24 protein-coding genes are annotated in these 26,299 nt (G+C 61.3%); 8 read left to right on the top strand and 16 right to left on the bottom strand.

Going from position 1 to position 26,299, the window contains the following annotated elements:
- The first annotated feature begins 244 nt into the window (after positions 1-244).
- Both ACIONG_RS14940 and ACIONG_RS14935 read left to right on the top strand, forming a co-directional pair.
- On the top strand, positions 245-1,651 hold the full coding sequence (locus tag ACIONG_RS14940) for an adenosylmethionine--8-amino-7-oxononanoate transaminase (protein WP_103304282.1): 1,407 nt from the start codon (positions 245-247) through the stop codon (positions 1,649-1,651).
- A gap of 135 nt (positions 1,652-1,786) precedes the next feature.
- Positions 1,787-2,506, top strand: a complete 720-nt coding sequence (locus ACIONG_RS14935; RefSeq protein WP_401300531.1) for a 16S rRNA (uracil(1498)-N(3))-methyltransferase — start codon at positions 1,787-1,789, stop codon at positions 2,504-2,506.
- Between the two features lie 111 nt (positions 2,507-2,617).
- Here ACIONG_RS14935 and ACIONG_RS14930 read toward each other — a convergent pair whose 3' ends face one another.
- The gene (locus ACIONG_RS14930) at positions 2,618-3,235 is read right to left on the bottom strand and encodes a hemolysin III family protein (RefSeq protein ID WP_103304284.1); all 618 of its coding nucleotides are present in this window, start codon (positions 3,233-3,235) and stop codon (positions 2,618-2,620) included.
- A gap of 142 nt (positions 3,236-3,377) precedes the next feature.
- Between ACIONG_RS14930 and ACIONG_RS14925 the strand changes: the two genes are divergently transcribed.
- Positions 3,378-4,298 carry a LysR substrate-binding domain-containing protein gene (locus ACIONG_RS14925; RefSeq protein WP_103304285.1) on the top strand — a complete coding sequence of 307 codons (921 nt, stop codon included), beginning with the start codon at positions 3,378-3,380 and terminating at the stop codon, positions 4,296-4,298.
- Between the two features lie 190 nt (positions 4,299-4,488).
- On the opposite strand, the gene madM is transcribed toward ACIONG_RS14925, so the two are convergent.
- From madM to pilG, 15 genes are all read right to left on the bottom strand, one after another.
- A complete protein-coding gene (madM, locus tag ACIONG_RS14920) occupies positions 4,489-5,253 on the bottom strand; it encodes a malonate transporter subunit MadM (protein WP_401300527.1) in 765 nt (254 codons plus the stop codon).
- Position 5,254: 1 nt separating this feature from the next.
- Positions 5,255-5,671: a malonate transporter subunit MadL gene (gene madL / locus ACIONG_RS14915; protein ID WP_003229065.1), complete on the bottom strand. Its 417-nt coding sequence runs from the start codon at positions 5,669-5,671 to the stop codon at positions 5,255-5,257.
- 66 nt (positions 5,672-5,737) lie between these two features.
- Positions 5,738-6,658, bottom strand: a complete 921-nt coding sequence (mdcH, locus tag ACIONG_RS14910; protein ID WP_401300524.1) for a malonate decarboxylase subunit epsilon — start codon at positions 6,656-6,658, stop codon at positions 5,738-5,740.
- The gene (locus tag ACIONG_RS14905) at positions 6,655-7,275 is read right to left on the bottom strand and encodes a malonate decarboxylase holo-ACP synthase (protein WP_401300521.1); all 621 of its coding nucleotides are present in this window, start codon (positions 7,273-7,275) and stop codon (positions 6,655-6,657) included. Before ACIONG_RS14905 ends, mdcH begins: the two co-directional genes overlap by 4 nt.
- On the bottom strand, positions 7,269-8,054 hold the full coding sequence (gene mdcE / locus ACIONG_RS14900) for a biotin-independent malonate decarboxylase subunit gamma (protein ID WP_401300518.1): 786 nt from the start codon (positions 8,052-8,054) through the stop codon (positions 7,269-7,271). The genes ACIONG_RS14905 and mdcE overlap by 7 nt, the downstream gene beginning before the upstream one ends.
- Positions 8,051-8,902 carry a biotin-independent malonate decarboxylase subunit beta gene (locus tag ACIONG_RS14895; protein ID WP_401300515.1) on the bottom strand — a complete coding sequence of 284 codons (852 nt, stop codon included), beginning with the start codon at positions 8,900-8,902 and terminating at the stop codon, positions 8,051-8,053. The genes mdcE and ACIONG_RS14895 overlap by 4 nt, the downstream gene beginning before the upstream one ends.
- On the bottom strand, positions 8,895-9,194 hold the full coding sequence (locus tag ACIONG_RS14890) for a malonate decarboxylase subunit delta (protein WP_007913697.1): 300 nt from the start codon (positions 9,192-9,194) through the stop codon (positions 8,895-8,897). Before ACIONG_RS14890 ends, ACIONG_RS14895 begins: the two co-directional genes overlap by 8 nt.
- Complete coding sequence (locus tag ACIONG_RS14885; RefSeq protein WP_401300512.1) at positions 9,194-10,066, bottom strand: triphosphoribosyl-dephospho-CoA synthase; 873 nt, start codon at positions 10,064-10,066, stop codon at positions 9,194-9,196. The genes ACIONG_RS14890 and ACIONG_RS14885 overlap by 1 nt, the downstream gene beginning before the upstream one ends.
- The gene (gene mdcA, locus ACIONG_RS14880; protein WP_401300509.1) at positions 10,066-11,736 is read right to left on the bottom strand and encodes a malonate decarboxylase subunit alpha; all 1,671 of its coding nucleotides are present in this window, start codon (positions 11,734-11,736) and stop codon (positions 10,066-10,068) included. The genes ACIONG_RS14885 and mdcA overlap by 1 nt, the downstream gene beginning before the upstream one ends.
- A gap of 482 nt (positions 11,737-12,218) precedes the next feature.
- On the bottom strand, positions 12,219-12,689 hold the full coding sequence (locus ACIONG_RS14875) for a chemotaxis protein CheW (protein WP_103304293.1): 471 nt from the start codon (positions 12,687-12,689) through the stop codon (positions 12,219-12,221).
- Positions 12,682-18,585, bottom strand: a complete 5,904-nt coding sequence (locus ACIONG_RS14870) for an Hpt domain-containing protein (RefSeq protein ID WP_401300505.1) — start codon at positions 18,583-18,585, stop codon at positions 12,682-12,684. Before ACIONG_RS14870 ends, ACIONG_RS14875 begins: the two co-directional genes overlap by 8 nt.
- 11 nt (positions 18,586-18,596) lie before the next feature.
- Positions 18,597-20,651 (bottom strand): methyl-accepting chemotaxis protein, encoded by a 2,055-nt coding sequence (locus ACIONG_RS14865; protein WP_401300502.1) that lies wholly within the window; start codon positions 20,649-20,651, stop codon positions 18,597-18,599.
- Positions 20,652-20,898: 247 nt separating this feature from the next.
- Positions 20,899-21,438, bottom strand: a complete 540-nt coding sequence (locus ACIONG_RS14860; protein WP_103304296.1) for a chemotaxis protein CheW — start codon at positions 21,436-21,438, stop codon at positions 20,899-20,901.
- Positions 21,439-21,448: 10 nt separating this feature from the next.
- A complete protein-coding gene (pilH, locus tag ACIONG_RS14855; RefSeq protein WP_401300499.1) occupies positions 21,449-21,814 on the bottom strand; it encodes a twitching motility response regulator PilH in 366 nt (121 codons plus the stop codon).
- A 60-nt stretch (positions 21,815-21,874) separates the two neighbouring features.
- Positions 21,875-22,279 (bottom strand): twitching motility response regulator PilG, encoded by a 405-nt coding sequence (gene pilG / locus ACIONG_RS14850; RefSeq protein WP_007913673.1) that lies wholly within the window; start codon positions 22,277-22,279, stop codon positions 21,875-21,877.
- A gap of 225 nt (positions 22,280-22,504) precedes the next feature.
- On the opposite strand from pilG, the gene gshB reads away from it, so the two are divergent.
- From gshB to pyrR, 5 genes are all read left to right on the top strand, one after another.
- The gene (gene gshB / locus ACIONG_RS14845; protein WP_401300496.1) at positions 22,505-23,476 is read left to right on the top strand and encodes a glutathione synthase; all 972 of its coding nucleotides are present in this window, start codon (positions 22,505-22,507) and stop codon (positions 23,474-23,476) included.
- 106 nt (positions 23,477-23,582) lie between these two features.
- The gene (locus tag ACIONG_RS14840) at positions 23,583-24,482 is read left to right on the top strand and encodes an energy transducer TonB (protein ID WP_103304298.1); all 900 of its coding nucleotides are present in this window, start codon (positions 23,583-23,585) and stop codon (positions 24,480-24,482) included.
- 193 nt (positions 24,483-24,675) lie between these two features.
- Positions 24,676-25,248 (top strand): YqgE/AlgH family protein, encoded by a 573-nt coding sequence (locus tag ACIONG_RS14835; RefSeq protein ID WP_103304299.1) that lies wholly within the window; start codon positions 24,676-24,678, stop codon positions 25,246-25,248.
- The gene (ruvX, locus tag ACIONG_RS14830; RefSeq protein ID WP_064589634.1) at positions 25,248-25,685 is read left to right on the top strand and encodes a Holliday junction resolvase RuvX; all 438 of its coding nucleotides are present in this window, start codon (positions 25,248-25,250) and stop codon (positions 25,683-25,685) included. Before ACIONG_RS14835 ends, ruvX begins: the two co-directional genes overlap by 1 nt.
- A gap of 81 nt (positions 25,686-25,766) precedes the next feature.
- Complete coding sequence (gene pyrR / locus ACIONG_RS14825) at positions 25,767-26,273, top strand: bifunctional pyr operon transcriptional regulator/uracil phosphoribosyltransferase PyrR (protein ID WP_103304300.1); 507 nt, start codon at positions 25,767-25,769, stop codon at positions 26,271-26,273.
- Positions 26,274-26,299: the final 26 nt, after the last annotated feature.

The following is a 26,299-nucleotide window of genomic DNA, read 5'->3' as shown; positions in this document are numbered from 1 at the left end:
GCGCAGCCAACCGAGATAGATTAAGCGAACTCCTGAATTACACTTAGGAAATAGGAGTTTTGCGGGTAAGACTACCCAAAGAACCGCGAAGAATACGTCAGCCATCAAAACGCCGCCAGCGACGTCTATCGGCCCATCCAAAGTAGCTCAATCGACACAATGGGTTGTCCCGACGCGATGCATTGCATAGGCTTGCGCGATTGTTTGCCCGCGCCAGACGCGAGCCGCCTCGAGGAGACTGTAAATGGGCCTGAATAACCAGTGGATGCAACGCGATCTCGCGGTGCTGTGGCATCCCTGCACCCAGATGAAAGACCACGAACAGCTGCCGCTGATCCCGATCAAGCGCGGTGAAGGCGTCTGGCTCGAAGACTTCGAAGGCAAACGCTACCTCGACGCGGTCAGCTCGTGGTGGGTCAATGTGTTCGGCCACGCCAACCCGCGCATCAACCAGCGCATCAAGGATCAGGTCGATCAACTGGAACACGTGATTCTGGCCGGTTTCAGCCATCAACCGGTGATCGAGCTGTCCGAGCGTCTGGTGAAGATGACGCCCGAGGGCCTGAACCGGGTGTTCTACGCCGATAACGGGTCGTCCTGCATCGAAGTCGCGCTGAAAATGAGCTTTCACTACTGGCTCAATCGCGGCCAGCCTGCCAAGAAGCGCTTTGTCACTCTGACCAACAGCTACCACGGCGAAACCATGGCGGCGATGGCCGTTGGCGACGTGCCGCTGTTCACCGAGACCTATAAGGCGCTGCTGATGGACACCATCAAAGTGCCGAGCCCGGATTGCTACGGGCGCCCTGAAGGCATGAGCTGGGAAGAGCACTCGCGCAATATGTTCGCGGCCATGGAGCAAACCCTGGCCGAGCATCATGACAGTGTTGCGGCAGTGATCGTCGAACCGCTGATTCAAGGCGCCGGCGGCATGCGCATGTATCACCCGGTGTATCTGAAACTGCTGCGCGAGGCCTGCGACCGCTACGGCGTGCATTTGATCCTCGACGAAATCGCCGTCGGCTTCGGCCGTACCGGGACGATGTTTGCCTGCGAGCAGGCCGGCATCCGTCCGGACTTCCTCTGCCTGTCCAAGGCCCTGACCGGTGGTTACCTGCCGCTGGCGGCGTGCCTGACCACCGACGAGGTTTACAGCGCGTTCTACGACGACTATCCGACACTGCGCGCCTTCCTCCATTCGCACAGCTACACCGGCAATCCGCTGGCGTGCGCGGCGGCGTTGGCGACGCTGGATATCTTCGAGCAGGACAATGTGATCGAGAACAACAAGGCACTGGCCCAGCGCATGGCATCGGCGACGGCACATCTGGTCGATCACCCGAACGTCTCTGAAGTGCGCCAGACCGGCATGGTCCTGGCCATCGAGATGGTCAAGGATAAAGCCACGAAAGAGGCCTACCCTTGGCAGGAGCGCCGTGGCTTGAAGGTGTTCCAGCATGCGCTGGAGCGTGGCGCGTTGCTGCGGCCGCTGGGCAGCGTGGTGTATTTCCTGCCGCCGTACGTGATCACCCCGGAACAGATCGACTTCCTCGCCGAAGTCGCCAGCGAAGGTATCGACATCGCCACCCGTGACAGCGTCAGCGTGGCGGTGCCGAAGGATTTCCATCCCGGTTTCCGTGACCCCGGCTAAGCACGACCGTACTCGTTCCCACGCTCTGCGTGGGAATGCAGCCCGGGACGCTCCGCGTCCCAAAAGCGGACGCAGAGCGTCCAATGAGGCATTCCCACGCAGAGCGTAGGAACGATCTACTTAAAGAGAACCACCATGAGACTGTCCCGCTTCTTTATCGACGCCCCCCTGAGCACTGGCGAACACGAATTGCCGGAAGCCCAGGCGCATTACATCAGCCGCGTGCTGCGCATGGCCGAGGGCGATGCGGTGCAGCTGTTCGACGGCTCCGGTCATGAGTTTCGCGGATCGCTGGTGGAAGTCGGCAAGAAACGCGTCGTCGTGCAGATAGACGAACAATTGCCCGGCCAGGTCGAATCGCCGCTGCAGATCCACCTCGGCCAGGGCCTGTCCCGGGGCGAGCGGATGGACTGGGCGATCCAGAAAGCCACCGAGTTGGGCGTGAGCGAAATCACCCCGATCTTCAGCGACCGCTGCGAAGTCCGCCTGAAGGACGAACGCGCCGACAAACGCCTGCTGCACTGGCGTCAGGTGGCGATCAGCGCTTGTGAGCAATGCGGGCGTTCGCGGGTGCCGGTGATTCATCCGCCGGTGCTGTTGGCGGACTGGATCAAACAGACCGAAGCTGATCTGAAGCTGGTGCTGCACCCGGTGGCCGAGCCGATGGTGAGTCATGCCAAACCGGCAACACTGGCGTTCCTGATCGGGCCTGAGGGTGGGCTGACGGATGCTGAGGTTGAGCAGGCCAAGGGCAACGGCTTCCATGCCGCCCGCCTCGGCCCGCGAGTGTTGCGCACCGAGACCGCGCCGGTGGTTGCACTGGCGGTGGCCCAACAACTTTGGGGTGATTTCTAGGACGCCATCGCTGGCAAGCCAACTCCCACAGGTTCTTCGTTGATCAAAAATTTTGTGAACAACACTGAACCCTGTGGGAGCTGGCTTGCCAGCGATTGGCAGCGCCTCGGTCTACAGGACGTAAAACATAATCGCCACAAAGTGCAGCAGGCTCCCGGCGATGACGAACAGATGCCAGATCCCGTGCGCATGCCGCAACCGGTGGTCCAGGGCAAAAAAGATAATCCCCACGGTGTACAAAACCCCACCGGTTGCCAGCCAGGCAAACCCGATGGTGCCCAGCGCCGCAATCAATGGCTTGACCGCCACTAGCACGATCCAGCCCATCACCGCGTAGATCACGATCGACAGAATCCGCGCCTCGGAACGCGGTTTGATCTCCTGCAAGATCCCGATCAGCGCCAGCCCCCAGACAATCCCGAACAACGTCCAGCCCCACACCCCGCGCAAGGTCACCAGACAGAACGGCGTATAACTGCCGGCAATCAAAAGGTAGATCGAAAAGTGATCGACCTTCTTCATGATCGCTTTTTTGCGCCCGCGCACGCTGTGGTACACGGTCGATGCGCTGTAAAGCACCAGCAGGGTGAAAGCGTAAATCGCCACACTGACAATCTTCCATGGACTGCCATCCAGGCTGGCGATCACCAGCATCCACACCCCGCCGATAAAAGCCGCCACCGCCCCGACCAGATGGGTCCAGGCGTTCAATCGTTCTCCGTGATACATGTATCGCTCACCTCAATATTCATTACCGCAGCGCGCAAGGCTCGGGCCTTGAGCGTAAAAGCGCAATGTTTCTGTTCAACGCGAACCTGCGCGTGCCCGGTTAATTGGGCACAATCGGCCGATACCAAAAAGAGTCCGCGCCATGCTGATCGACGAAGAATTGACCCTGAAAAAACTCGAGGTGTTCCTCGCCTTCATGCGCACCGGCAATCTGGCCCGCGCCGCTGCCGAGTTGCAGACCAGCAATGTCAGCGTGCATCGCGCGATTCACTCGCTGGAGAGCGCCCTGCGCTGCCCGCTGTTCAAGCACGAAGGCCGCAACCTGACACCACTGGAAAGCGCTTATGTGCTGGAAGAACGCGCACAGAAGCTGATTCAGGACGTGGTCGAAAGCGTACGCCTGACCCGCGAAGCCGCCGGGTTCTCCGCTGAACGTTTCAAGCTTGGCTCGTTGTATTCGCTGACGGTGAAGACCGTACCGCAACTGATCATGGGCCTGAAGATCCGCCGCAGCGAACTCAACATCGATCTGATCCTCGGTTCGAATATCGACTTGCTCTACAAGCTGAAAAACATGGAAGTCGACGCGATTCTGGTGTCGCTGGACGACAGCATCAACGACCCGGACTGCGAGCAGATTGCGCTGTTCTCCGACGACATCTTCCTCGCCACGCCAGCGGACTCAAGGTTCGCCCAGCGCAGCGAAGTGGATCTGGCGGAGGTGCGCGATGAAACCTTCATTACCCTGACCCAAGGCTTCGCCACCCATCAGGACGGTAACCGGGTGTTCAAGCAGGCAGGGTTCGAGCCGAAGGTGGCGATGCAGGTGAACGACATCTTCACCCTGCTGAGCATGGTCAGCTCTGGAGTAGGTTATGCGTTGCTGCCAGGGCGGATTGCGGCGGTGTATGAGAATCGGGTGAAGTTGATTCCGTTGCAGGAGAAGTACCGGTTGCAGCAGCACATTGGCGTGGTGTTCTTGAAGGCCAAAGAGCGGGATCCGAACTTGCTGGCGTTGTTGGCGGAGTGTCGGATGTATGCGAATCGGCAGTTGGCGGATTAACAGCAGATCAAGAGCTTACCCCCTCACCCCAGCCCTCTCCCCCAGGGGGCGAGGGGGAAAGGGAGCAGATCTTCATGGGTTTCAAGACCTGAGTTCGACTCAGGACTTTCAGGTCGGCGTACCTCCAACATCCACCGCGGTCAGTCCCCTCTCCCCCCGGGAGAGGGCTAGGGTGAGGGGCTTTTGATCTTCAGCCCACAATCCCGCGAACAATGAAGAACAACAACGAAGGCCCAAGCAAACACCCAAGCCCGGTATGGAACGTCGCCGTCAACGCCCCATAAGGCACCAACCGCCGATCCGTCGCCGCCAGCCCGGCAGTCACCCCACTCACCGTGCCGGCCAACCCACCAAACACCATCGCCGAACGCGGATTATCCAGGCCCATCCAGCGCGCCGCGACCGGCGTGCCGACCATCACCAGAATCGCCTTGATCAACCCGGTGGCAATCGACAGCGCCATCACATCCGAACTCGCGCCAATCGCCGCCCCCGTCACCGGCCCGACGATATAAGTCACCGCGCCCGCGCCAATGGTGGTCATGCTCACCGCATCGCGATAACCGAACGCCCAGGCCATGCTCGCGCCGACAATGAACGGCAGGATCGTGCCCAGCAGCAGCGCAATCACACCAATCAACCCGGCCTTCTTCGCCTCGGTCGCCTGCACTTCGAACGCGGTGGCGACGATCGCGAAATCACGCAACATCGCCCCGCCCATCAGGCCGATACCGGAGAACAGCGTCAGATCCGCCAGGCCTTTCTGCCCGCCAGTCATGGTGCCGCCGACCCAGGCCAATACCAGACCAATGACAATGGCAATCGCCGAGCCGTGAATGCGCCCGAACGTCAGACGTTTCGAGAGAATCACCGACACCCACATGATCACGCCGACGAAGGCGAAAGCAGTGACCAGACCGTTGTGTTCCAGACCGTTTTCAATGAGTGCCCACATGTCAGCGACCTCCTACCGGGGTGCCGACCGGAGTGACTTCCACCGGTTCGTCGGGCAATGGCTCGCCCTTATGGGTGCGGCTGATCAAGGCAATCGTGCAACCACACACCACCACCGAACCAATCGCCGCCAGCACCGCCACCGGTCCGCCGTGCAGGGCGGTGACGACGTTTTGTTGCGCAGCCATCGCCACCACCACCGGAATATACATCGCGCCCCAGAAGCCGACGCCCATCTCGCAATCCTTGGTCATGCCGCCGCGTTTCTGCATCCACAACCGCGCGCAGATCAACAGGATCATCGCGATGCCGACCCCGCCGACATTGGATTTGACCCCCAGCAGCACACCGAGCATGTCACCCATGATCACCCCTGCCAGCGTACAGATCGCCAACAGCGCCACACCGTAAATAATCATTGTTGTAGTCCTCAAAGTGCATCGTCGAATGTTGTTTTTGTTGTTCGAAGCCTGAGTCGCGGCGGTTTAGAGTTGGCGGCTTCCCTCCTCACGCAACAGCGCCTGCAAGGTGTCGAGCCGCGCACTGTCGAAGGCAGTGACAGTGCCCGATTCGAACACCCGGCGCGCCAGCCCGGTCAGTACCGCACCGGGCGGCAGTTCGATCTGTAACCGTACACCGCGCTCGTAAGCGCTTTGCACGGTGCCGCGCCAGTCCACCACGCGGCACATGTTGAAAGCGAGGTCGTCGCGTAGCGCTTCGGGCTTGATGACCGGACGCGCACGACTGCCGCTCAGGTAAGCAATTTTTGGGGCTTTCAGTTCTACCTTGGCGAAGGCTTCGGCAAGGGTTTGCGCCGGTTTTTCCAGCAGCGGGCAGTGCGACGGCACACTCACCGCCAGACGCTTTGCCAGACCGGCACCACGGCCGCGCGCCAGTTCGGCGACCGCTTGCATCGCCTCGTCGCTGCCGGCAATGACGACCTGGTTATCGGCGTTGATGTTGGCCAGGTACACCGGCGAATCTTTGCTGTGCACCTGCGCCAGCAGCGTTTCGACGGTGGATAACTGCAGGCCGATGATCGCGGTCATGCCGTAGCCCTGTGGATAAGCCTGCTGCATCAGCTCGCCACGCAGGCTGACCAGATGCAACGCATCGCTGAAGCGCAACGCCCCGGCAACCACCGCTGCCGGGTAAGCACCGATGGACAAACCGGCGACGTAATCCGCCGTGAGTCCGTCCTGCAACAACTGCCGTGAAGCCGCGACCCCGGCGATCAGCAGACAAAGCTGCACCGCCCTCGTTGTGCGCAGCGCCTCGGCCGAGTCAAGCAACCGCACATCTTCACCGAGTACATCACTGGCCTCGGTCAACGTTTCTCCAGGCAAACGCTGGAGCATGCCTGCTTGCTGCGCGCCCTGGCCGGGAAACACCAGCAGACTGCTCACGCTGCCTGCTCCTGCGGATTCCATGGATCGGCGACCAGACAGGCCTGATCGACGTTTTTCAGCAGCACCCGTGCCGAACCGCTGGCCCACTCGCGCAGGGCCACAGCACCGAACGGCGTCTGCAATTGCATGTCGACCCGGCACAAGGCCTGATCGAACAACGCGACCAGTTTTCGTGCCTGATTACGGGTGAGCAGTTGCGGGGTACGCAGGATCAAATCGAGATCACTGGCCGCGTGCATCGCGGTAAAACCACTGGCCAATTCAAAGCCGACGCTGCCGCTGACACCCCAGACCCAACCGCAGTCATCGAGCATCGGCCGCAGTTGTTGGAGCGCCTGCATCACTGGCAGATCGCGCTCGCAATCGACATGACACAGCGCTTCGGGACTGACCCGACAGGTAATCGAATCGATAGCCATGAATGCCGCCAGCCGTTGCTCGCGCAATACGCCGCGCACGCCGACCGCGATTAAACCTTCCTCGCTCAGCGCCCGCCGCACCACCACCGGTTGCCCGGCGGCCAATGACTCGACTGCCCACTGCGGCGCACCCGCCGGCAACTGCGCCGGGGTCATGCCCCAAAGCAGGTCGTGAGCCAGAGGGGTGCTCACCACTGCGCCCTCAGCAACTCGCGAACCTTGCTCGAGGCCGCACGATTCTTGGCGCCGAGACGATTGCTCAGATCAGTGCCGGAGATATCGCCAATGGCTTGCTTCAGGCATTCGTTAACCCTTGATAGATCCTCCGCCGTCGGCTGTTCAATCTGCTCAACCGACAAGGTTTCCCAGAGCAATCCGAGGCTGGCGTAGCTGTCGATGTCATAAGCCATCGGCGGCACACTGGCGGTCAGCGCTTCCAGTTCTTCAACACTGCGCAAGGTCACCCGCGCCGCCGAAGCCTTGCCCATCGCATGCACCATCACCCCCGGATCACGCAGCGCGATCAGGCGGTTGGCCTGATAACCGTGAGCCAGAAACGCCCCGGACATCGCCTTGCCCACCAACAACGCAATCACCGGATGCCCGGCCAGACGCGCGCGGGCATAGCTGTCCGCAGCGCCGGCCAAGGCCTGATGAATGCCGAGCGCTTCTTCACGCCGACCATAAGCCTGGCTCGGCACATCGACGATGGCGATGATCGGGCGCTTCTGCGCCTTATCACGATCAGCAGTGACCGCATCATCCACAGCCTTGGCCAGACCCCAGCCTTCAAGCAAACCGACTTCGCCATTGCGAGCACGCGGAAAACGATTGTCCGGGTCAGCCACCACAGCGATAAAACGCCCCAGCTCACCGTCAGCGACCTTCAACGAGGCCGGCAGCCCTTCGACCGCGACAGCGCCCGCGCTCAAGGCGTTGAACCAGTTCAAACCGCGCAGTGAATAACCGCTCATGAGCGCTCTCCTTGATACAGATCGCGAACCACCGACGGTTCGATTTGCTGGTCAGTGTTCAGACTGCTCAGGCGTTGCAGGAACCATTCGGCACGTTGGCTGCGCGGTTGCGCCGGCAAACCTTGCTGAAGCAATTCGCCGACTTGCTGACGAATTTTCGCCACGTCATCGGCCACGTAACGGTCTACCAGACCGCTGGCGAAACGCTGCTCGCCGCCAGTCAGGCTCCAAATGAACGGCCGGTCGCGGGAGTCGTATTCTTCGATCCCCGCTTCCTGCTCAATCACCTGCGGGCCGTTGAGGCCGAGGCGTGCTTCCTGGGTCACCAGCAAATAGCTGCACAGCGCCGCTGCAATCGACATACCTCCGAAACAACCGACGCTACCGGCGACCACACCGACCACCGGTTGGTACTGCTGCAAATCGACAATCGCCGCATGAATATCGGCAATCGCCGCCAACCCGAGATTGGCTTCCTGCAAACGCACACCACCGGTTTCCAGCAGCAACACCGCGCGGGTCGGAATGCCTTTGCGGTTGTCTTCAGCCGCCAGTTCCAGCGCACCGGCAATCTTCGCCCCGCCGACTTCGCCAAGGCTGCCGCCCTGAAATGCGCCTTCAATCGCCGCGATCACCACCGGCAAACCGTCGAGGCTGCCCTTGGCGATCACCACGCCGTCATCGGCTTGCGGCACCACGCCCTGGCGTTCGAGCCATGGCGACATGACGCGTTGAAACGGATCAAGCAATTCGCGAAAAGTCCCGGCATCGAGCAAGGCTTTCGCCCGTTGCCGTGCGCCGAGTTCGACGAAGCTGTGTTTGTGCAAAAGCGCTGCGCTGTCAGTCATGGCCGATCTCCTCGAAACCTTGTTCCAGTCGCAGTCGCACGACACCGGGGGTCGCGCCGAAATCGTGAATATCGATGGCCATGGCCGGCGGCGTGGTGCCGTCGAACATCCGCGCAAACAGATGCTGCCAGCGCAACTGCGCACCGTTGACCGAGGTCTGCACATTGATCGTCAGCTTGCCGGCCAGGCCCGGTTCGATCAGCACTTCCAGATCACCCGAGCCGACACAACCGACCAGCGCCCGCCCGCGTGGCGGCTGCCCGGCGGGGAATTCAAACGATAGGGTTTCCATCAAAACGCTCCCTGAAGGATGCCGTCGCGCTCGATGCGGTCGAGCAGTAGCGTGGCGGCGAGCAAGTCGGCGGCGCCACCGGGCGAGGCATTCAATGCGATGAGTTGTTGATCGAGTTCGTGCAAACGGCGACGACCGCTGAGGCTGGCGCTGCCACCGGCGTCGAGCACCGCTTGCGCGCCGTGTTGCATGGCGTGCAGGCCTTGTTCGCCAGCGCGGTAGAGCACGCAGGTGTCAGCCAGGTCAGTCATGATCGCGAGCAAGGCGTCGAGTCGGGCGTTCTGTTCGCCGTGGCCGTTGGCGCGGCTGCGCTTGAGTTGCGGCAGGCCGCGTTGCAGCACCGAAGGGAAGCCGAGTTGCGCTTCTTCACGGGCACCACGGGCGCCGTAACACAGGGCGACTTGGGCGCCGTGGCTCAATGGCTTCGGTGCGTAGCGGTCATCCAGCAAGGCCAGACGTGCAGCGCGCAGGGTCACGGCGTTGGCGCTGGAGGATTGCGGTTCCAGTGCAGCGGCCGTCACCAACAGGCCCAAGGCCCAAATTGCTCCGCGATGCGTGTTCACACCGTTGGTGGTGGCGAGCATGGCTTGTTCGCCTTCACGGCCAATGCGGCCAATCGCTTCGCGCAACGTTGAACCGACCTCGCCGATTGCAACTGCCGCTTCAGCCATTTCCTTGAACGCCGGCCACAAGGCCAGCGCTGAAGCGTGCATCAGGCCCAGGTGCAAATCGGTGTGCGCGCCATTGCCACGACGGTCGACCAGCGCCGGTTTCGGCGACAGATCCGCTTCGTCGATCAGCGCGTCCACCGCCAGATCGGCCAATCGATCAGCCAGGGATAGCGGTTTCGCTTGCAGGTTAAATGCGTGCATTACCAGCTCCTGAATTTGGCGGGCGGGTTGTACAAGCCACCAGACCACTCGACCAGATCGGCCACGCTTTTCGCCGCGAGCAGTTCGCGGGTGGCGTCGGTGCGGCGGATGCCGAGGTCTTCGGGCAAGGCGATCAGGCCTTCGCGGCGCATGCGTTCGGTGTCTTTCGGGTTGTGGCGCAGGCCGATGGCGGTGACGCCCGCAACGGCGGCGATCATCGCCTGACGCTCTTCCAGCGAGCGCGCCTTGTACAGGTAGGCGATGCCTTCTTCGGTAAGCAGGTGGGTGACGTCGTCGCCGTAGATCATGATCGGCGCCAGCGGCATGCCGCTTTTCTTCGCCACTTCGACCGCGTCGAGGGTTTCGACGAAGGTCGGTTTGCCGCCCTCCTGAAACGTCTCGACCATTTGCACCACAAGTTTCTTGCCACGTTCGAGCATCGGTTGCTGCGAGTCGTCATGGCGCATGTCCAGCCACGCTGGAGTGCCGTGACGACGACCACGCGGGTCATGGCCCATGTTTGGCGCACCACCGAAACCGGCGAGGCGGCCACGGGTGACGGTAGAGGAATGGCCATCGCCATCGACCTGCAGCGTCGCGCCGATAAACAGGTCCACCGCGTACTGCCCGGCCAGTTGGCAGAACATCCGGTTGGAACGCAGCGAGCCGTCGCGGCCGGTGAAGAACACGTCGGGACGCGCGGCGATGTAGTTTTCCATGCCCAACTCGGTGCCGAAGCAATGCACGCTTTCGACCCAGCCGCTTTCAATCGCCGGGATCAGCGTCGGGTGCGGGTTGAGCGTCCAGTTGCGGCAGATCTTGCCTTTAAGGCCGAGGGATTCGCCGTAGGTGGGCAGGATCAACTCGATGGCGGCGGTGTTGAAACCGATGCCGTGGTTGAGCGATTGCACGTTGTGTTTTTCGTAGATCCCGCGAATCGCCATCATCGCCATCAACACGTGGACAGGCTTGATGTGGCGTGGGTCGCGGGTGAACAGCGGTTCGATATAGAACGGCTTGTCGGCAACTACGACGAAATCGACCCATGACGCTGGAATGTCCACGCGTGGGAGTTCACTGACGTCGTCGACCAACTGGTTGACCTGGACGATGACGATACCGTCGCTGAACGCGGCCGGTTCGATCAGTGCCGGGGTGTCTTCGGTGCTGGGGCCGGTGTAGATGTTGCCGGCGCGGTCGGCCATGAAACCGGCCGAGAGCACGACGTTGGGGATCAGGTCCACCACCAGTCGGGCGTAGAGTTCGATGTAGGTGTGAATCGCGCCGATTTCCAGCAGGCCGTCTTCAAGCAACTGGCTGATGCGCAGGCTCTGGGTGCCGGCGAAGGAGAAATCGAGCTTGCGGGCGATGCCGCGTTCGAACAGGTCGAGGTGCTCGGAGCGGCCGACGCTGGGCATGATCATGTGCAGGTCGTGGAGCTTTTCCGGGTCGGTCTTGGCCAGCGAGCGGGAAAGGAAATCCGCCTGCTTCTGGTTATTGCCTTCGAGCACCACACGGTCGCCGGGATGGATCAGCGCTTCGAGCGCGGTGACGATCTTGTCGGTGGGCAACACCACACCGTCGGCCAGCCCGCGCACCTTGTCGAGACGCCGCTGCTTCTCGTCACGCCGCCGCGTCCAGCGCGAGTCGGGGGAAATTGTTGTTGTCATGCTCACTCCACGGGGTTCGCTGTCGTGGAGCAAAGTTAGGCGTGTGGGGTGAGGGCATCAATCAAGCGCAGTGGTGAATCATTACGCTGAGCGTAACGTTCACCGCCGCCTTCGCGAGCAGGCTCGCTCCCACAGGGGATTTCTATCGTCCGCGAAAACCGGGGGGCACTGAAGATCTAATGTGGGAGCGAGCCTGCTCGCGAAGAGGCCAGCCAAAGCGGCGTAAGTTCTGGATAAGTCCGCCGATGAGTCAGGGGGTTGGCCGGTAGGAAGTTGCTTATGCCACTGGCCCCATCGCTGGCAAGCCAGCTCCCACAGGGTTTTGTGTGGCTCACAAAATTCGAACACAACTCGGACCCTGTAAGAACCTGCAGGCCAGCTCCCACAGGATTCTGCGGGGTTCACAGATTTGAATACGACTCGGACACCGTGGGAGCTGGCTTGCCAGCGATGGGGCCTGTCAGATCACTGAAAGCTCTGGATCAATGGACCAGGCCAGCCTCCACCAACAACTTCTCCAGCCCCAACAAATCCGGCACCTTCGCTACCTGCTCTCCGACCTGCACCGCCGCCTGCTCCAGCGCACACAACGGCACATCGACGTAACTCAACTGGCTATCGAGCTTGTAAGAGCGCGGAATCCCCTGCACCAGCAGCGCAATGAACTTCAACTCCGGCAATCCACCGAGCGCATTGAGAATCACGATCCGCGCCCGCTCGCCAATGACAATTTTCTGCCCGCACGCCGACTCGAAACTCAGCAGCGGAATCTGCCGCTCGCGCCACATCACCCGCCCCAGATACCACGGAGGCGTGTCCAAGTCGAAGGCGCTGGCTTGATAGTCGATCAGCTCGGCCACCGCCACGTTGGGCAGGATCAGATTGCGATCCGCCAACGGCAGCAGCAAACCGGTGAGTTGACTGCTGCGCTGATTGTGCCGGCGCTCATGCATGTTTCTTGCTCCAGTGGGCAATGCTTTCGAGCAGCACCGATTCCTGGTACGGCTTGCCGAGGTAGTCGTTGACGCCGATGGCCATGGCGCGGTCGCGGTGTTTCTGGCCGGTGCGCGAGGTGATCATGATGATGGGCAGGTGTTGCAGGCGTTCGTCGTTGCGCACTTGGGTGGCGACTTCGAAGCCGTCCATGCGCGGCATTTCGATGTCGAGCAGCATCAGGTCGGGCATGTGTTCTTCGAGCAGGAGCATGGCGTCGACCCCGTCCTTGGCGGTCAACACGTTCATGCCGTGGCGTTCGAGCAAACGACTGGTGACCTTGCGCACGGTAACCGAGTCGTCGACCACCATGACCAGCAACGGCTTCTGCGGCTCGCTGTCGATGTCCGGCAGCGTCGGATACTGCGCAACGCGCGCCTGCATTGCGCGGATCGGCGCGAGCAAATCGAGAATCAGCACCACCCGGCCATCGCCGAGAATCGTCGCGCCGGACACGCCCTGCACCGCTGCGAACTGCGGGCCGAGGCTCTTCACCACAATCTCGCGAGTACCGGCCATGGTGTCGACCTGCACCGCTATGCGTCGGTCGTTGTACTGCACCAGCAACACCGGCAACGGCAGGCTCTGACCCAGCAGTTTCGGCCGCGATGAAGTTTTCAGCAGTTCGCCCAGATAGCACAACTCATAGCGTTGGCCACCGTATTGATAACTCGGCGGATCGAGACGGAAATGGCCGTCCAGATCATTCGGCAAGACGCGGACGATACCGTCGATGGTGTTCAGCGGAATCGCATATTGATCCTCACCGCACTGCACCATCAATGCGCGGTTGACCGACACGGTGAACGGCAGGCGAATACGGAAATGCACGCCCTGCCCCGGCACCGAATCAATGCTCATGCTGCCGCCCAACTGGCGGACTTCTTCGTGCACCACGTCCATGCCGACGCCACGCCCGGAAATCTGGGTGATTTTCTCGGCGGTGGAGAAACCCGGCTGAAGGATGAACTGCAACACGTCGCGGTCGCTGATCTCGGCGTCCGGCGCGAGCAATCCGCGCTTGATCGCCTTGCGCCGTACGGCCTCCAAAGGCACGCCGGCTCCATCGTCGCGGATGTCGAAAACGATGTCGCCACCCTCGCGGGACAGGTCCAGCGTGATAGTACCCTGCGCCGGTTTGCCCGCCGCCAGGCGCACTTCGGCAGACTCCAGACCATGGTCGACGGCGTTGCGCAGCATGTGCTCCAGCGGTGCGGCCATGCGTTCCAGCACATTGCGATCCATCTCGCCTTCGGCATTGCCGACGACAAACGCGACGTCTTTGTTCAGTTCTTCGGCAACCTGGCGGACGATGCGCTTGAGGCGCGGCAACATGCGTTCGAACGGCACCATGCGCGTACGCATCAGGCCTTCCTGCAATTCGGTGTTGATGCGGCCCTGTTGCTGCAACAGGTTCTCGGCATCGTGGTTGCGGCGGTCGAGGGTTTCCTTCAGATCAAGCAAGTCGGAAGCGGACTCGAACAACGCCCGCGACAGTTGCTGCAGCTGCGAATGCCGATCCATTTCCAGCGGATCGAATTCCTCGTAGCCGAGGCGCTCGGCATCGACTTGCTGACGGCTGAGGATACGCCCCTGGGTTTCGGTGTCGAGGCGGCGCAACTGATCGCGCATGCGCTCGATGGTGGTTTCCATCTCGTTGAGCGCGACTTGTGCGTCATTGACTTGCTGTTCGATACGACCACGGAAAATCGAGGTCTCCCCGGCCAGATTGACCAGTTCGTCGAGCAGCTCGGCAGAGACCTTGACCATGTCCGCCGCCACCTCGGCAGCGGGTGGCGCGGTCTCGGTTTTAACCGGCAGAGGCAACAGTGGCGGCGCTTCAGGCGTCAGCGGATGGCTGAAACTCTGGATCGCATTGATCAGCCGATCCGCTGGCGGACACGGTTGCCCGGCGCGCACGGCATCGAGCATTTGCGCCAGTCGGTCATGGCCGCGCTGCACCAGCGCAAACAGCTCGGTCGACGCAGGCAGCGTGCCGGCAGAAAGGCTTTCGTAAAGGTATTCGAGTTCGTGAGCGAGGTCGCCGATCGGGCCGATCTCGACCATCCGCGCGCCACCCTTGAGGGTGTGCAGATCGCGCAGCAGGGTTTCCACTTCCTGGCGATTGCCCGGCTCGGCCTGCCAGCGCAGCAGCGCGGCGCCGGAGTTCTCGATGATGTCGAAACCTTCTTCGAGGAAGATTTCCAGCAACTCCGGGTCATGCCCGGCGCCTTCGTGATCGATGGCCGGTTGCGCCGTTTCGGCCGTGGCGGATGAGCCCTGACGCAGCTGTCGGATCGATTCGATCAGATCCAGCGCCGGGTTCAGCGGCTGATGGTTTTGCAGCTGTTCAAGCAACAACGCCAAGCGGTCATGGCTCTTGTGCAGCAAACGGCCAAGGGCTTCGCTGTGACTGTAACGCCGATCAAGCAAACCTTCGTAAAGGCTTTCCAGGTCTTGGGCCAGATCGCCGATGGTCTCGACTTCGGCCATCCGCGCACCACCCTTGAGGGTGTGCAAATCGCGCTGCAACGACGACAGCGGCGCGACGTTGTCCGGGTCATTCAGCCAGCGCTGCAAGGCTTGCCCGGCGCTGTCGAGAATATCCACGGCCTCTTCAAGGAAGATCTCGACGATCTCGTCGTCAGGTTCAGACGTTACGGTTTTCTGCGCAAGCTCGGCGGTCGCCGCGCCCAGTTCGCGGATGCTCAAGGTGCGGCTGCCATCGCTGCGGATCAGGCCCATGGATGACGGATCGAGGCTTTCGTCGAGTAGCTCATGCAACGCACGAATCCGCGCAGGCTGCGGCGTGACTTCCTGGCCGGCGGCCAGTTCGTCGAGCATGTTGATCAGCGCTTCATGGGCGTTTTGCGCCTCATGGAAAAACCGGTCGCTGACCGCGAGGCTGCTTTCTTCCACGGCGCCATAAAGATCGAGCAACGCTTCGCAGAGCACATCGACCGGCAGCAGATCCGCCAGGTGCGCACCTTCGCCGAGGGTGGTCAGTTCATCCAGCAGCGCACTGAGTTCCTGGCGTTCGCCGGGATGCTGCTGCCAGCGCTGCAAAAGGTTTTCGGCATCGAGCAGGATGTCCATGCCCTGGGCGAGGAAGTTGTTGAGCAACTGCGGATCACGCTTGATGCGCAATCCGGTGTTCGGCGCATTGAGGATCGATTCAAGACGCTCGGCGAGCAGTGTTTCGGTACGTTTGATCAGCGATTGCGCGCCGACAATCGGCGCCAGCGGATCGTGTTTGAGCTGACGCAAACCGACGCGAAACAACCCTTCGGCCTCAAGTAGCAATTCCACTTCATCGAGATCGAGCGGCAGTTGGTGCGCCTTGAACTCACGGGCCAATTGATCGAGCGGTGCTGCCAGTTCGGCAATCGGCAGTACGCCAGCCATCGACGCACTGCCCTTGAGGGTGTGCAAGGCGCGCTGCAATTCGTCGCTGGCCGGCAGCGGCACATGCTCGGCGGCTTGATCGAGGAAGCGGTTGAGACTGGCCAAGTGCGTCTCGGCTTCGTTGCGGAAGATCTCCAGCAACAACGGATCGAGCGCCGCGACATCGTTGACGTCTTCGGCGGCCAGCGGTTGGTCACCCTTGGCCAAGGCGTGGGCGCGGGCGGCGAGTTGATCGACATCGCTGCGCTGGCGCTGGCTGTTGGTGGCGAATTCGCTGATCAGTTCCGGCAGCAACAGCACCGTATCGGTGAGCAGTTGCGGCACCACTGCGCCGGGCTCGACGCTTTGTTCGAGCACGCGGTTGAGCAGGTTTTCCACAGCCCAGGCCAGTTCGCCAAGGATCAGCGCACGGACCATGCGCCCGCTGCCTTTCAAGGTGTGAAAGGCGCGGCGCAGTTCGGTCAGAGCGGCACGGTCCTGCGGATTGGCCGACCAGCGCGGCAGGTATTCGTGGAGGACTTCGAGGACCTCGTCGGTCTCTTCGAGGAACACTTCGCGCAGTTCATCGTCGACCGGTTCTTCATCGGCCGGCGGCGGCATCAGGCTGCCGGGGGTGATCAGCGCCGGCGGATTGACCGCCGAGACCGGGCTGGCCAACACGTCGGCCAGCGACTGCACAATCTCGGGATCGTCCAGCGCCTGCATGTCCTGCATCACCAGCGCTTCGCTGGGGCTGAGAACTTCCTCGAGAACCGGCACGTCGGGCTCTTCATCCGGAAAATAACCGAGACGGGCGAGGCTCTTTTGCGCGACGTCGAGCAATTGTTCGCTCGGGGCCTGCGGGTCGTCGCTCAAGCGTTCAAGGTAATACTCAAGGCTGCTGATGACATCGGCCAGGTGATCGAGTTGTTCCCAGCCCGGCTCGTGCGGATCAAGCAGCAGATGTTCGCGGATAAAACCGTTGCAGGCCTCGACCAGGCTCGCCGCACGATTCAGCGGAATCATCGCCAATGCACCGCGCACCTGAGTCAACAGCTCCGGCAACGGTTGCAGGTGCTGGCGGTCCCAATCAGCGTCGATGTAGTCGACGATCATGTCCTTGGCCTGTTGCAGGCAGATGCGCGCTTCCTTGATGACGATCTGATGGATCTGCGTCAGGTCGGTGGTGGGCAGGCGTGAGTCTTCCGGACTTTCCGGCTCGACCGTGCCAACCATTCCGGCGAGCGTCGCCTCGACATAAAGCAGCGCGCCGGCGACGTCCATCAACGTGGCATCGTTGGGTTCGCGATGGCCCTGGGCGAGGCTGAGCACCACCGCCAGTTGATCGATGATGACCTTGCGCGGCTGGCCGAAACCGAGCACCGCGAGGGTGTCGGCGATCTGCCGCAGCGGCGCCAACAGACTTTCCAGATCCGACGCATGTTGACGGTCGCTGCGCACGAACAGATCGAGGCGTTCCTTGACCCGTACCAGTTCTTCGCACAATGCCGCCAGTACAGAGCGCATCGCATCGCGGTCGGGGCCGGCCAGGCGCGCGCGTTCTTCGTCGACCATCGCGCTGTCGGGCAACGCGTCGTCCAGGGAGTAGCGATCTTTCATGGTCAGCATCTGCCCGGTGGGATGTTCGGCCTTGGCAATATAGAACAACAGGCTTTTCAAAAGCTCCGGCGGTGGCGGCTGATTGAGGCCGCGCATGCCTTGGTCGAGCAGGCGTTTGAGTTCCTTGTCGGCGTCCTTGAACAGGCTGCGCAGCGCCGGGCTGTTGGCGATGGCGCCGTCGCGCATGCCTTCGACCAGCGCCGAGGCGACCTGCCACAACGGGCTCAGCGGCGCCTCGCCGCTCAATGCTTCGAGGCGGCTGAAGACTTTAGCCAAGTATTCCAGATGCGTCTGGTCATCCTGCTCACGCAACAGACCGACCAGCGCCATTTGCAGCATCTGGCGCAATTTGCGCAGCACGTTCGGCAGTTCGGCCGGTTCCAGCAGTGCCAACGCGTCTGCACTCAGCGGCGGTAACTCGGGCAATTGCGGGCTGAACAGGCTGGTTTCCGAGAGCAGGCTTTCGCCGCGAGCGCTGCGCAGATCATTGATCAGCGGCAGAACCACCAGCGGCAAATCTCGGCGAGCGCTCTGCACGCGATCGAGGTAGATCGGCAATTGTCCCAGCGCTTGCAGCAACAGGTGCAACGCTTCATCGCGATGACTGACACGTTCGTGCTGCAAGGCTTCGACCAGATGCTCCATTTCTTCGGCGAGCAGCGCTGCGCCGTAGAACTCGACGATCTGCAGGCTGCCGTGAACCTGATGGATGTAATCCAGACACTCGTCCAGCCCGGGGAAGGCCTGCGGATCATCGAGCACGGCTTCTATCGCCTGATGCGCCAGTTTCAGCGTTTCGGCAATTTCGCCTTTGACCCACTCGAGGGCCACATAGTCGTGCCGATTACCCATAACCACTCCGCTTACGCTTTATCCGTCGTCGGCGCTGCCGGCAAGGTGAAACCGGAGACCGAACGGCGCAACTGGCTGGCCATTTTCGTCAGGTTGCCGATGCTCTCGGCGGTGGCAGTGGAGCCCGACGACGTTTGCGTGGTGATCTGCTGGATCACGTTCATCGTCAGCGAGATCTGCCCGGCCGATGTCGTCTGCTGCTGCGCCGCGTTGGAGATGCTCTGAATCAGCGCCGCGAGTGTCTTCGACACGCCTTCGATTTCTTCCAGAGCCACTCCGGCATCCTGCGCCAGTCGTGCGCCGCGCACCACTTCGGTGGTGGTCTGTTCCATGGAAATGACCGCTTCATTGGTGTCGGTCTGGATCGCCCGCACCAGCGTTTCGATCTGCCGGGTGGCGGCAGACGAGCGCTCGGCCAGTCGCTGCACTTCGTCGGCAACCACGGCAAAACCGCGCCCGGCATCACCGGCCATCGAGGCCTGAATCGCCGCGTTGAGGGCGAGGATGTTGGTCTGGTCGGCGATGTCGTCGATCAAGCTGACGATGTCGCCGATTTCCTGTGACGACTCGCCGAGGCGCTTGATGCGTTTGGCGGTGTCCTGAATCTGTTCGCGAATGTTGTCCATGCCGTGGATGGTGTTGTGCACCACCTCGTTGCCCTTGTTGGCGATTTCTACCGACCGCTCCGCCACCGCCGAAGACTCGGCAGCGTTGGCCGAGACCTGATCGATGGACTGCGCCATGTCGCTGATCGCCGTCGACGCTTCAGAAATCTGCTGCGCCTGATGCTCCGAGGCTTGCGCCAGATGCATGGCGGTGGCCTGGGTTTCCTGTACCGCTGCGGCGACCTGGCCGGCGGTGAGGTTGATCGTCGCGACCAGATCACGCAGTTGATCGACGGAATAGTTGATCGAGTCGGCGATGGTGCCGGTGAAGTCTTCAGTCACCGAGGCGGTCACGGTGAGGTCGCCGTCGGCGAGGTCTTCGATCTCGTCGAGCAGGCGCATGATCGCGTTCTGATTGCGCTCGTTCTTCTCAGCGGTTTCGCGCAACTGGCGATTGGTTTCCCGGACCATCACCAGACCAATGAGGATGATCGACGCCAGCGCCAGCAACCCGAGGACGTAACCGCCGATGGTGTCGGTATTGCGCCCGCCGGCAAGGTTCTCGAAACGAGTGGCCAGGTGCGAGGCTTCGTCAAGCAGGGTTTGCGACAGGCTGAAGATGTTGCTTGCCGACTCACGGACCTTGAACAGCTCCGGTGAGGTTTCGAGAATTTCATCGACGGAGCCGGAGACGAACTGGAACAGCTCGGAAATCTCGCTCAAACGGGCGCGGGCATCGCGGTCTTCGACCTGGGTGATTTTCAGCGTCGGGTTGCCTTGCAGCATGCCGTTGAGCACCTGGCCGAAACGCGTGGCATCACGGCCAAAGGCATCGGCGGCCTGCTGCGAGTTTTCGTCGCCGGCGAGCACGGTGTTGACCGCGCCAAGGATGCGTTCGGCCAGCAGCGACTGACGCTGGGCCATCGCCACTTGCGCGGCCGGAGCGCCACGTTGCAGGAGGATTTCGACGACTTTTTCGTATTCGATCTGCAACTGCGGCACGGTTTCGGCCAGTGTCGCGGCGACCTGATGCAGCGACAGCACAGTCTGTTCGCTGGAGAGAATGGCGTCGGTGTTTTTCAGCAGGCGTTCCCAGTCGAGCTGCACGGCGCGCATTTCCGGGCGCACGGTGGCTGGCGCGGGCGGCAGGCCGGTAGCCGGGTCGCCCTTTTTCAGGTAACCCCAGCGCTGGGCGAAATCGTTGCGCGCATCGCTGAGCAACTTGAACGCGGCAGCCTTGCCGGCGGCAGCTTCGGTGGCGTTCTTGGCGATGCGTTGCGACAGCACGCGCAGCTCACCGGCATGGCCGATGTACTGTTTGTCGTAGTTCGCCTGGGTGTTGAGGTAAGCGAAGTTGGCGAACAGCAGCATGATGAACACGATCAGTGCGATGAACAGCACGATGATCTGCGAGCGACTGCGCGATCCTTCCGCTGGCTTGCCTGTTTTTGCTTTTGTCATCGGTCCTCGCCTGTTTGAAGCTCACCGGTAGAACCTGTAGGAACTAGCCTTGGAAAGTGAAGGGATTCTGTGGCGAGGGGATTTATCCCCGATGGTTGGCGAAGCCGACCCAAAACCTACATTTGAGATGTATCAGATACAACTCATGTTCTGGGGTCGCTGCGCGGCCCATCGGGGATAAATCCCCTCACCACAGAATCCCATTACCACATGGCCCATTCCCACAATGGATTCTCTGTTGTTTCGACTAAATTGCGACACTCATGAACACCGGTGATTTAGCCAGGGCAAACAGGCTGAACACCCGCCAGTTCTGCTCGCGTCGGAAATAGCCTTTGACGAACTCGGCCTTGGAGCCCTGGCGTTTGCTGATCGAAACAGGTTCGAAACTGTCCTGCTCGAAGTGCTGCAAACCAATGACCTCGTCGACCATCAATCCAGCAAACACGTCGCCATGCTCAACCACCAGCACCCGCCGCTGCTTGCGCAAGGGCGACAGCTCATGCCCGAAGAAACCGCACAAATCCATGATCGGCAGCAGCCGCCCGCGCAGGTTAGCCACCCCTTTGACCCACGGCTTGACCCCGGGCAACTGGGTGAAGCGCGGTTCGTGCAGCACTTCGCTGACTTCGCCCATCGGCGCAACGTACCAGTGCTCGCCAAGGCGAAAACCGATACCGCTCCAGCGATCCTGGCGCGCAGGCTGCGACGGCAGGTCGGCCGCCAACAGGCGGCAGCGCTGGTCAATCTGCCAGAGCAGTTCGAACGCGGTCAGCGATTCGCTCATGGTTGCGCGATCAGCCTTTAAGCACGTTGTTCAGGGTCTTGATCAGGGTGTCTTCGTCGACCGGTTTGGTCAGGTAGTCCTTGGCGCCCTGACGGGTGCCCCAGACCTTGTCGGTTTCCTGATCCTTGGTGGTGATGATGATCACCGGGATGTGACTGGTGTCGGCATCCTTGGTCAACTGACGGGTCGCCTGGAAACCGTTGAGGCCGGGCATGACGATGTCCATCAGGACTGCATCGGGCCTTTCCTGACGGGCCAGTGCGACACCGTCGGCGCCGTTTTCAGCTTTGAGCACTTCGTGACCGTGCTTTTCGAGCATGCCGGTCAGTTTGTACATTTCAGTCGGCGAATCATCGACGATCAGGATACGTGCCATGGTTTTCCCCATTTTTCTTGTCGACCCCCGGCCCACTGGCCGAGCGTCACTGTACGTGTCTTACTGCGGCAAAACGGCGGCGAAGCCCGGAACATGGGCTTGAATCGCGTTGAGCAGTTCTTCCTTGCTGAAAGGCTTGGTCAAAAATTGATCGGAGCCGACAATCCGCCCCTTGGCCTTGTCGAACAGCCCGTCCCTGGACGACAGCATGATCACCGGTGTCGCCTTGAACGCGCTGTTGTTCTTGATTAAAGCGCAGGTCTGATAACCATCCAGACGCGGCATCATGATGTCGACAAAAATGATCCCGGGATGGTTGTCGGCGATCTTCGCCAACGCGTCGAAACCGTCGATGGCCGTGATGACTTCACAGCCCACATTCTTCAACAGTGTTTCGGCGGTGCGACGAATCGTTTTCGAGTCATCGATCACCATGACCTTCAAGGCGCTGGACTGCTGTTCCATAAGGGGGCTCTACCGTCGCCTTTGCGAATCAAATTGTCCGTTTTGCGATGAGTAATGGCTGGAAACCCTTGATGCTCAAGGGCCAGCACGCTATGCCAGCCTTTTTAGCACAGTCTCCAGATGCAATCTATCGACGGGTTTTCCCTTGACCGAAAACCCGCCCGGCGCCACTCTGGCGGCACTTTTTTCATACCGATCCGGTAGCCAATTTTCGAGGAAAACCCAATGAGCGTTCGCATCGGGATTGTCATGGACCCTATCGCCAGCATCTCCTATAAAAAGGATAGCTCGCTGGCCATGCTGCTGGCCGCGCAGAAGCGTGGCTGGGAACTGTTCTATATGGAACAGCGCGACCTGTATCAGGCCGAAGGCCACGCGCGGGCGCGGATGAAGCCGCTGAAAGTCTTCGCCAACCCGGAAAAATGGTTCGAACTGGACGCCGAGCAGGACAATCTGCTGAGCGATCTGGACGTGATCCTGATGCGCAAGGATCCGCCGTTCGACATGGAGTTCGTCTACTCCACCTACCTGCTCGAACAGGCCGAAACCGCCGGCGTGCTGGTGGTCAACAAGCCGCAGAGCCTGCGTGACTGCAATGAAAAGCTGTTCGCCACGCTGTTCCCGCAGTGCACCCCGCCGACCATCGTCAGCCGTCGCGCCGATGTGCTGCGTGAATTCGCCGCCAAGCATGGCGACGTGATCCTCAAGCCGCTGGACGGCATGGGTGGCACGTCGATTTTCCGTCACCGCGCCGGTGATCCGAACCTGTCGGTGATTCTGGAAACCCTGACCGCCCTCGGTGGCCAGCAGATCATGGGCCAGGCCTATCTGCCGGCGATCAAGGACGGTGACAAACGCATCCTGATGATCGACGGCGAGCCGGTGGATTACTGCCTGGCGCGGATTCCGGCACAGGGCGAAACCCGTGGCAACCTTGCTGCCGGTGGTCGTGGTGAAGCCCGTCCGCTGACCGACAAGGATCGCTGGATCGCCGCACAAGTCGGCCCGACCCTGCGTGAGAAAGGCCTGCTGTTCGTGGGCCTGGACGTGATCGGCGAAAGCCTCACCGAAATCAACGTCACCAGCCCGACCTGCATCCGTGAAATCGACAATGCGTTTGGCACTGACATTGGCGGCATGTTGATGGATGCCATTGAAAGCAAGCTGCAAGCTGCGAGCCGCAAGCCGCAAGCTTGAAGTCAGTGGTGAGCAGCTTGTCGCTTGCCGCTTGAAGCTTGCAGCTAAAAACCAACATTGCGTTATCATGCCGAGCCCGTAAAAACGCGATGTTGGTTTTTCTGTCATGACCCTCCCGTCCGATCTGCCCGCAGAACTCGCCCACCGTGGCGTGCGCCCGGCCGATCGCCTCGGATTTACCCTGTTTCTTGCGGCGCTGATTCATTTGGCGCTGCTGCTTGGCGTCGGCTTCACGATGGTCGAGCCCAAGCAAATCAGCAAAACCCTGGAAATCACCCTCGCCACCTTCAAGAGCGAAACCAAGCCGAAAAAAGCTGATTTCCTCGCTCAGGAAAACCAGGAAGGCAGCGGCACGCTGGACAAGAAGGCGATTCCGAAGACCACCGAGGTCGCGCCGTTCCAGGACAATCAGGTGAAAAAGGTCACTCCGCCACCGGCCGCCAAACCGGAAGTGCAGGAGGCCGCGCCCAAGGCAGCGGTGACCACCGTGGCGCCAAAGCCGAAAAAGGCGCCGACGAAGAAAGAAGAAACCAAGACCGAAGTCAAACCGACGGTCGACGCGCCTGAGTTCGACAGTTCGCAACTGTCCAGCGACATCGCCAGCCTCGAAGCGGAACTGGCCAAGGAACAACAGCTGTACGCCAAGCGCCCGCGCATTCACCGCTTGAGTGCGGCCTCGACCATGCGCGACAAAGGCGCCTGGTACAAGGATGACTGGCGCAAGAAAGTCGAGCGTATCGGCAACCTCAATTACCCCGAAGAAGCCCGGCGCAAGCAGATCTACGGCAACCTGCGCCTGATGGTCTCGATCAACCGCGATGGTTCGCTGTATGAAGTGTTGGTGCTAGAGTCGTCGGGTCAGCCGCTGCTGGATCAGGCGGCGCAGCGCATTGTCCGCCTGGCGGCACCGTTTGCCCCGTTTACCGGGGACTTGTCGGATATCGACCGACTGGAAATCATCCGCACCTGGAAATTCGCCCGGGGCGACAAGCTCTCGAGCAATTAAAGGCATTGCAAAACCCTGTGGGAGCGGGCTTGCCCGCGATGGGGCCGGCACATCCGACATTGATGGCAACTGACCTGACGCCATCGCGGGCAAGCCCGCTCCCACAGGGGTCAGCATCGCTCGCGTTTTTTTGCAGCACTTCCCAGATATCTCCAGCTTGTCAGTTCGCCCCTTGAACGCCACACTATCGCTCATGAAAAACGTCAGCCCCAGCTACCTCAAGCATCACTTCCTGATCGCCATGCCGCACATGGCCGACCCGAACTTTGCCCACACCTTGACCTACATCGTCGAGCACACGGCCAATGGCGCCATGGGGATTGTGGTCAATCGACCGCAGGAGCTGAATCTGGCGGACATTCTTGAGCAACTGCGCCCGGACATCGATCCGCCGGCCCTCTGCCAGCATGTACCGATCTTCATTGGCGGCCCGGTGCAGACCGATCGCGGGTTTGTCCTGCACCCGGCGGGCAAGACCTTCCAGGCCACCGCCGAGCTTGAAGGTGACCTGGCACTGTCCACCTCACAGGACGTGCTGTTCGCCATCGCTGACGGTGTCGGCCCGGCGAAAAGCCTGATCGCCCTCGGCTACGCTGGCTGGGAAGCCGGGCAACTGGAAGCGGAACTGGCCGACAATGCGTGGCTGACCTGCCCTTACGACGCCGACATCCTGTTCAACACCAGCAGCGAATTGCGCCTCGAAGCAGCGGCCAAACACCTGGGGATCAACCTCAGCCTGCTGACCAGCCAGGCGGGGCACGCCTGATGGCCCTGCGCCTGATTCTCGGCTTCGACTACGGCACCAAACAGATCGGCGTTGCCGTCGGTCAGGTGATTACCGGCCAGGCCCGCGAGCTGTGCACCCTGAAAGCACAGAATGGCGTGCCGGACTGGAACCAGGTCGAAGCCCTTATAAAAGAATGGAAACCTGACGCCGTTGTCGTCGGCCTGCCGCTGAACATGGACGGCACACCGAGCGACATGTGCGTACGCGCCGAGAAATTCGCCCGCCGCCTCAATGGCCGCTTCAACCTGCCGTTCTATACCCACGACGAACGCCTGACCACGTTTGAAGCCAAAGGCGAGCGACTGGCCCGCGGCGGCCAGAAAGGCAGTTACCGCGACAACCCGGTGGATGCAATCGCTGCCGCTCTGCTGTTGCAGGGCTGGCTCGATGAAAACACCGCACTATTTGAATCCTGACAAGCGCTTCGGCGCTTTTCTTTTGGCTAAAAACCCAGCCATGTCCGGCAGGACGCGGCTCGGGTCAAAGAAGGAGCAACCATGAGTCTGCCCAATCCCGCCGATCTGATCAGCCAGATGGCGACCCGCCTCAAGGCGCACCTTGCCCAGCGTGGCATCAGCGAACCGCGCTACATCGGCATTCGCACTGGCGGCATCTGGGTCGCGCAAGCCCTGCTCAAGGAATTGGGCAGCGACTCGCCATTGGGCACGCTGGATGTTTCCTTCTACCGCGACGATTTCAGCCAGAACGGCCTGCACCCGCAAGTGCGCCCGTCCGCCCTGCCCTTCGAGATCGAAGGCCAGCATCTGGTGCTGATCGATGACGTACTGATGAGCGGCCGCACCATCCGCGCCGCCATGAACGAACTGTTCGACTACGGCCGCCCGGCCAGCGTGACTCTGGTCTGCCTGCTCGACCTGGACGCCGGCGAGCTGCCGATCCGCCCCAACGTGGTCGGCGCGACCTTGGCGCTGGCCGCCCACGAGCGCGTGAAGCTGTCCGGCCCCGAGCCGCTGACGCTCGAACTGCAAGATTTCTCCCTTTAATCCGCCCTATTGAGAGTCCCCCTCGC

It is taken from the genome of Pseudomonas sp. NPDC087817, assembly GCF_044742875.1.
Lineage (GTDB): Bacteria > Pseudomonadota > Gammaproteobacteria > Pseudomonadales > Pseudomonadaceae > Aquipseudomonas.
Note: the sequence above shows the minus strand (reverse complement) of the source record. Positions and strands in the feature narration are given on the sequence as shown.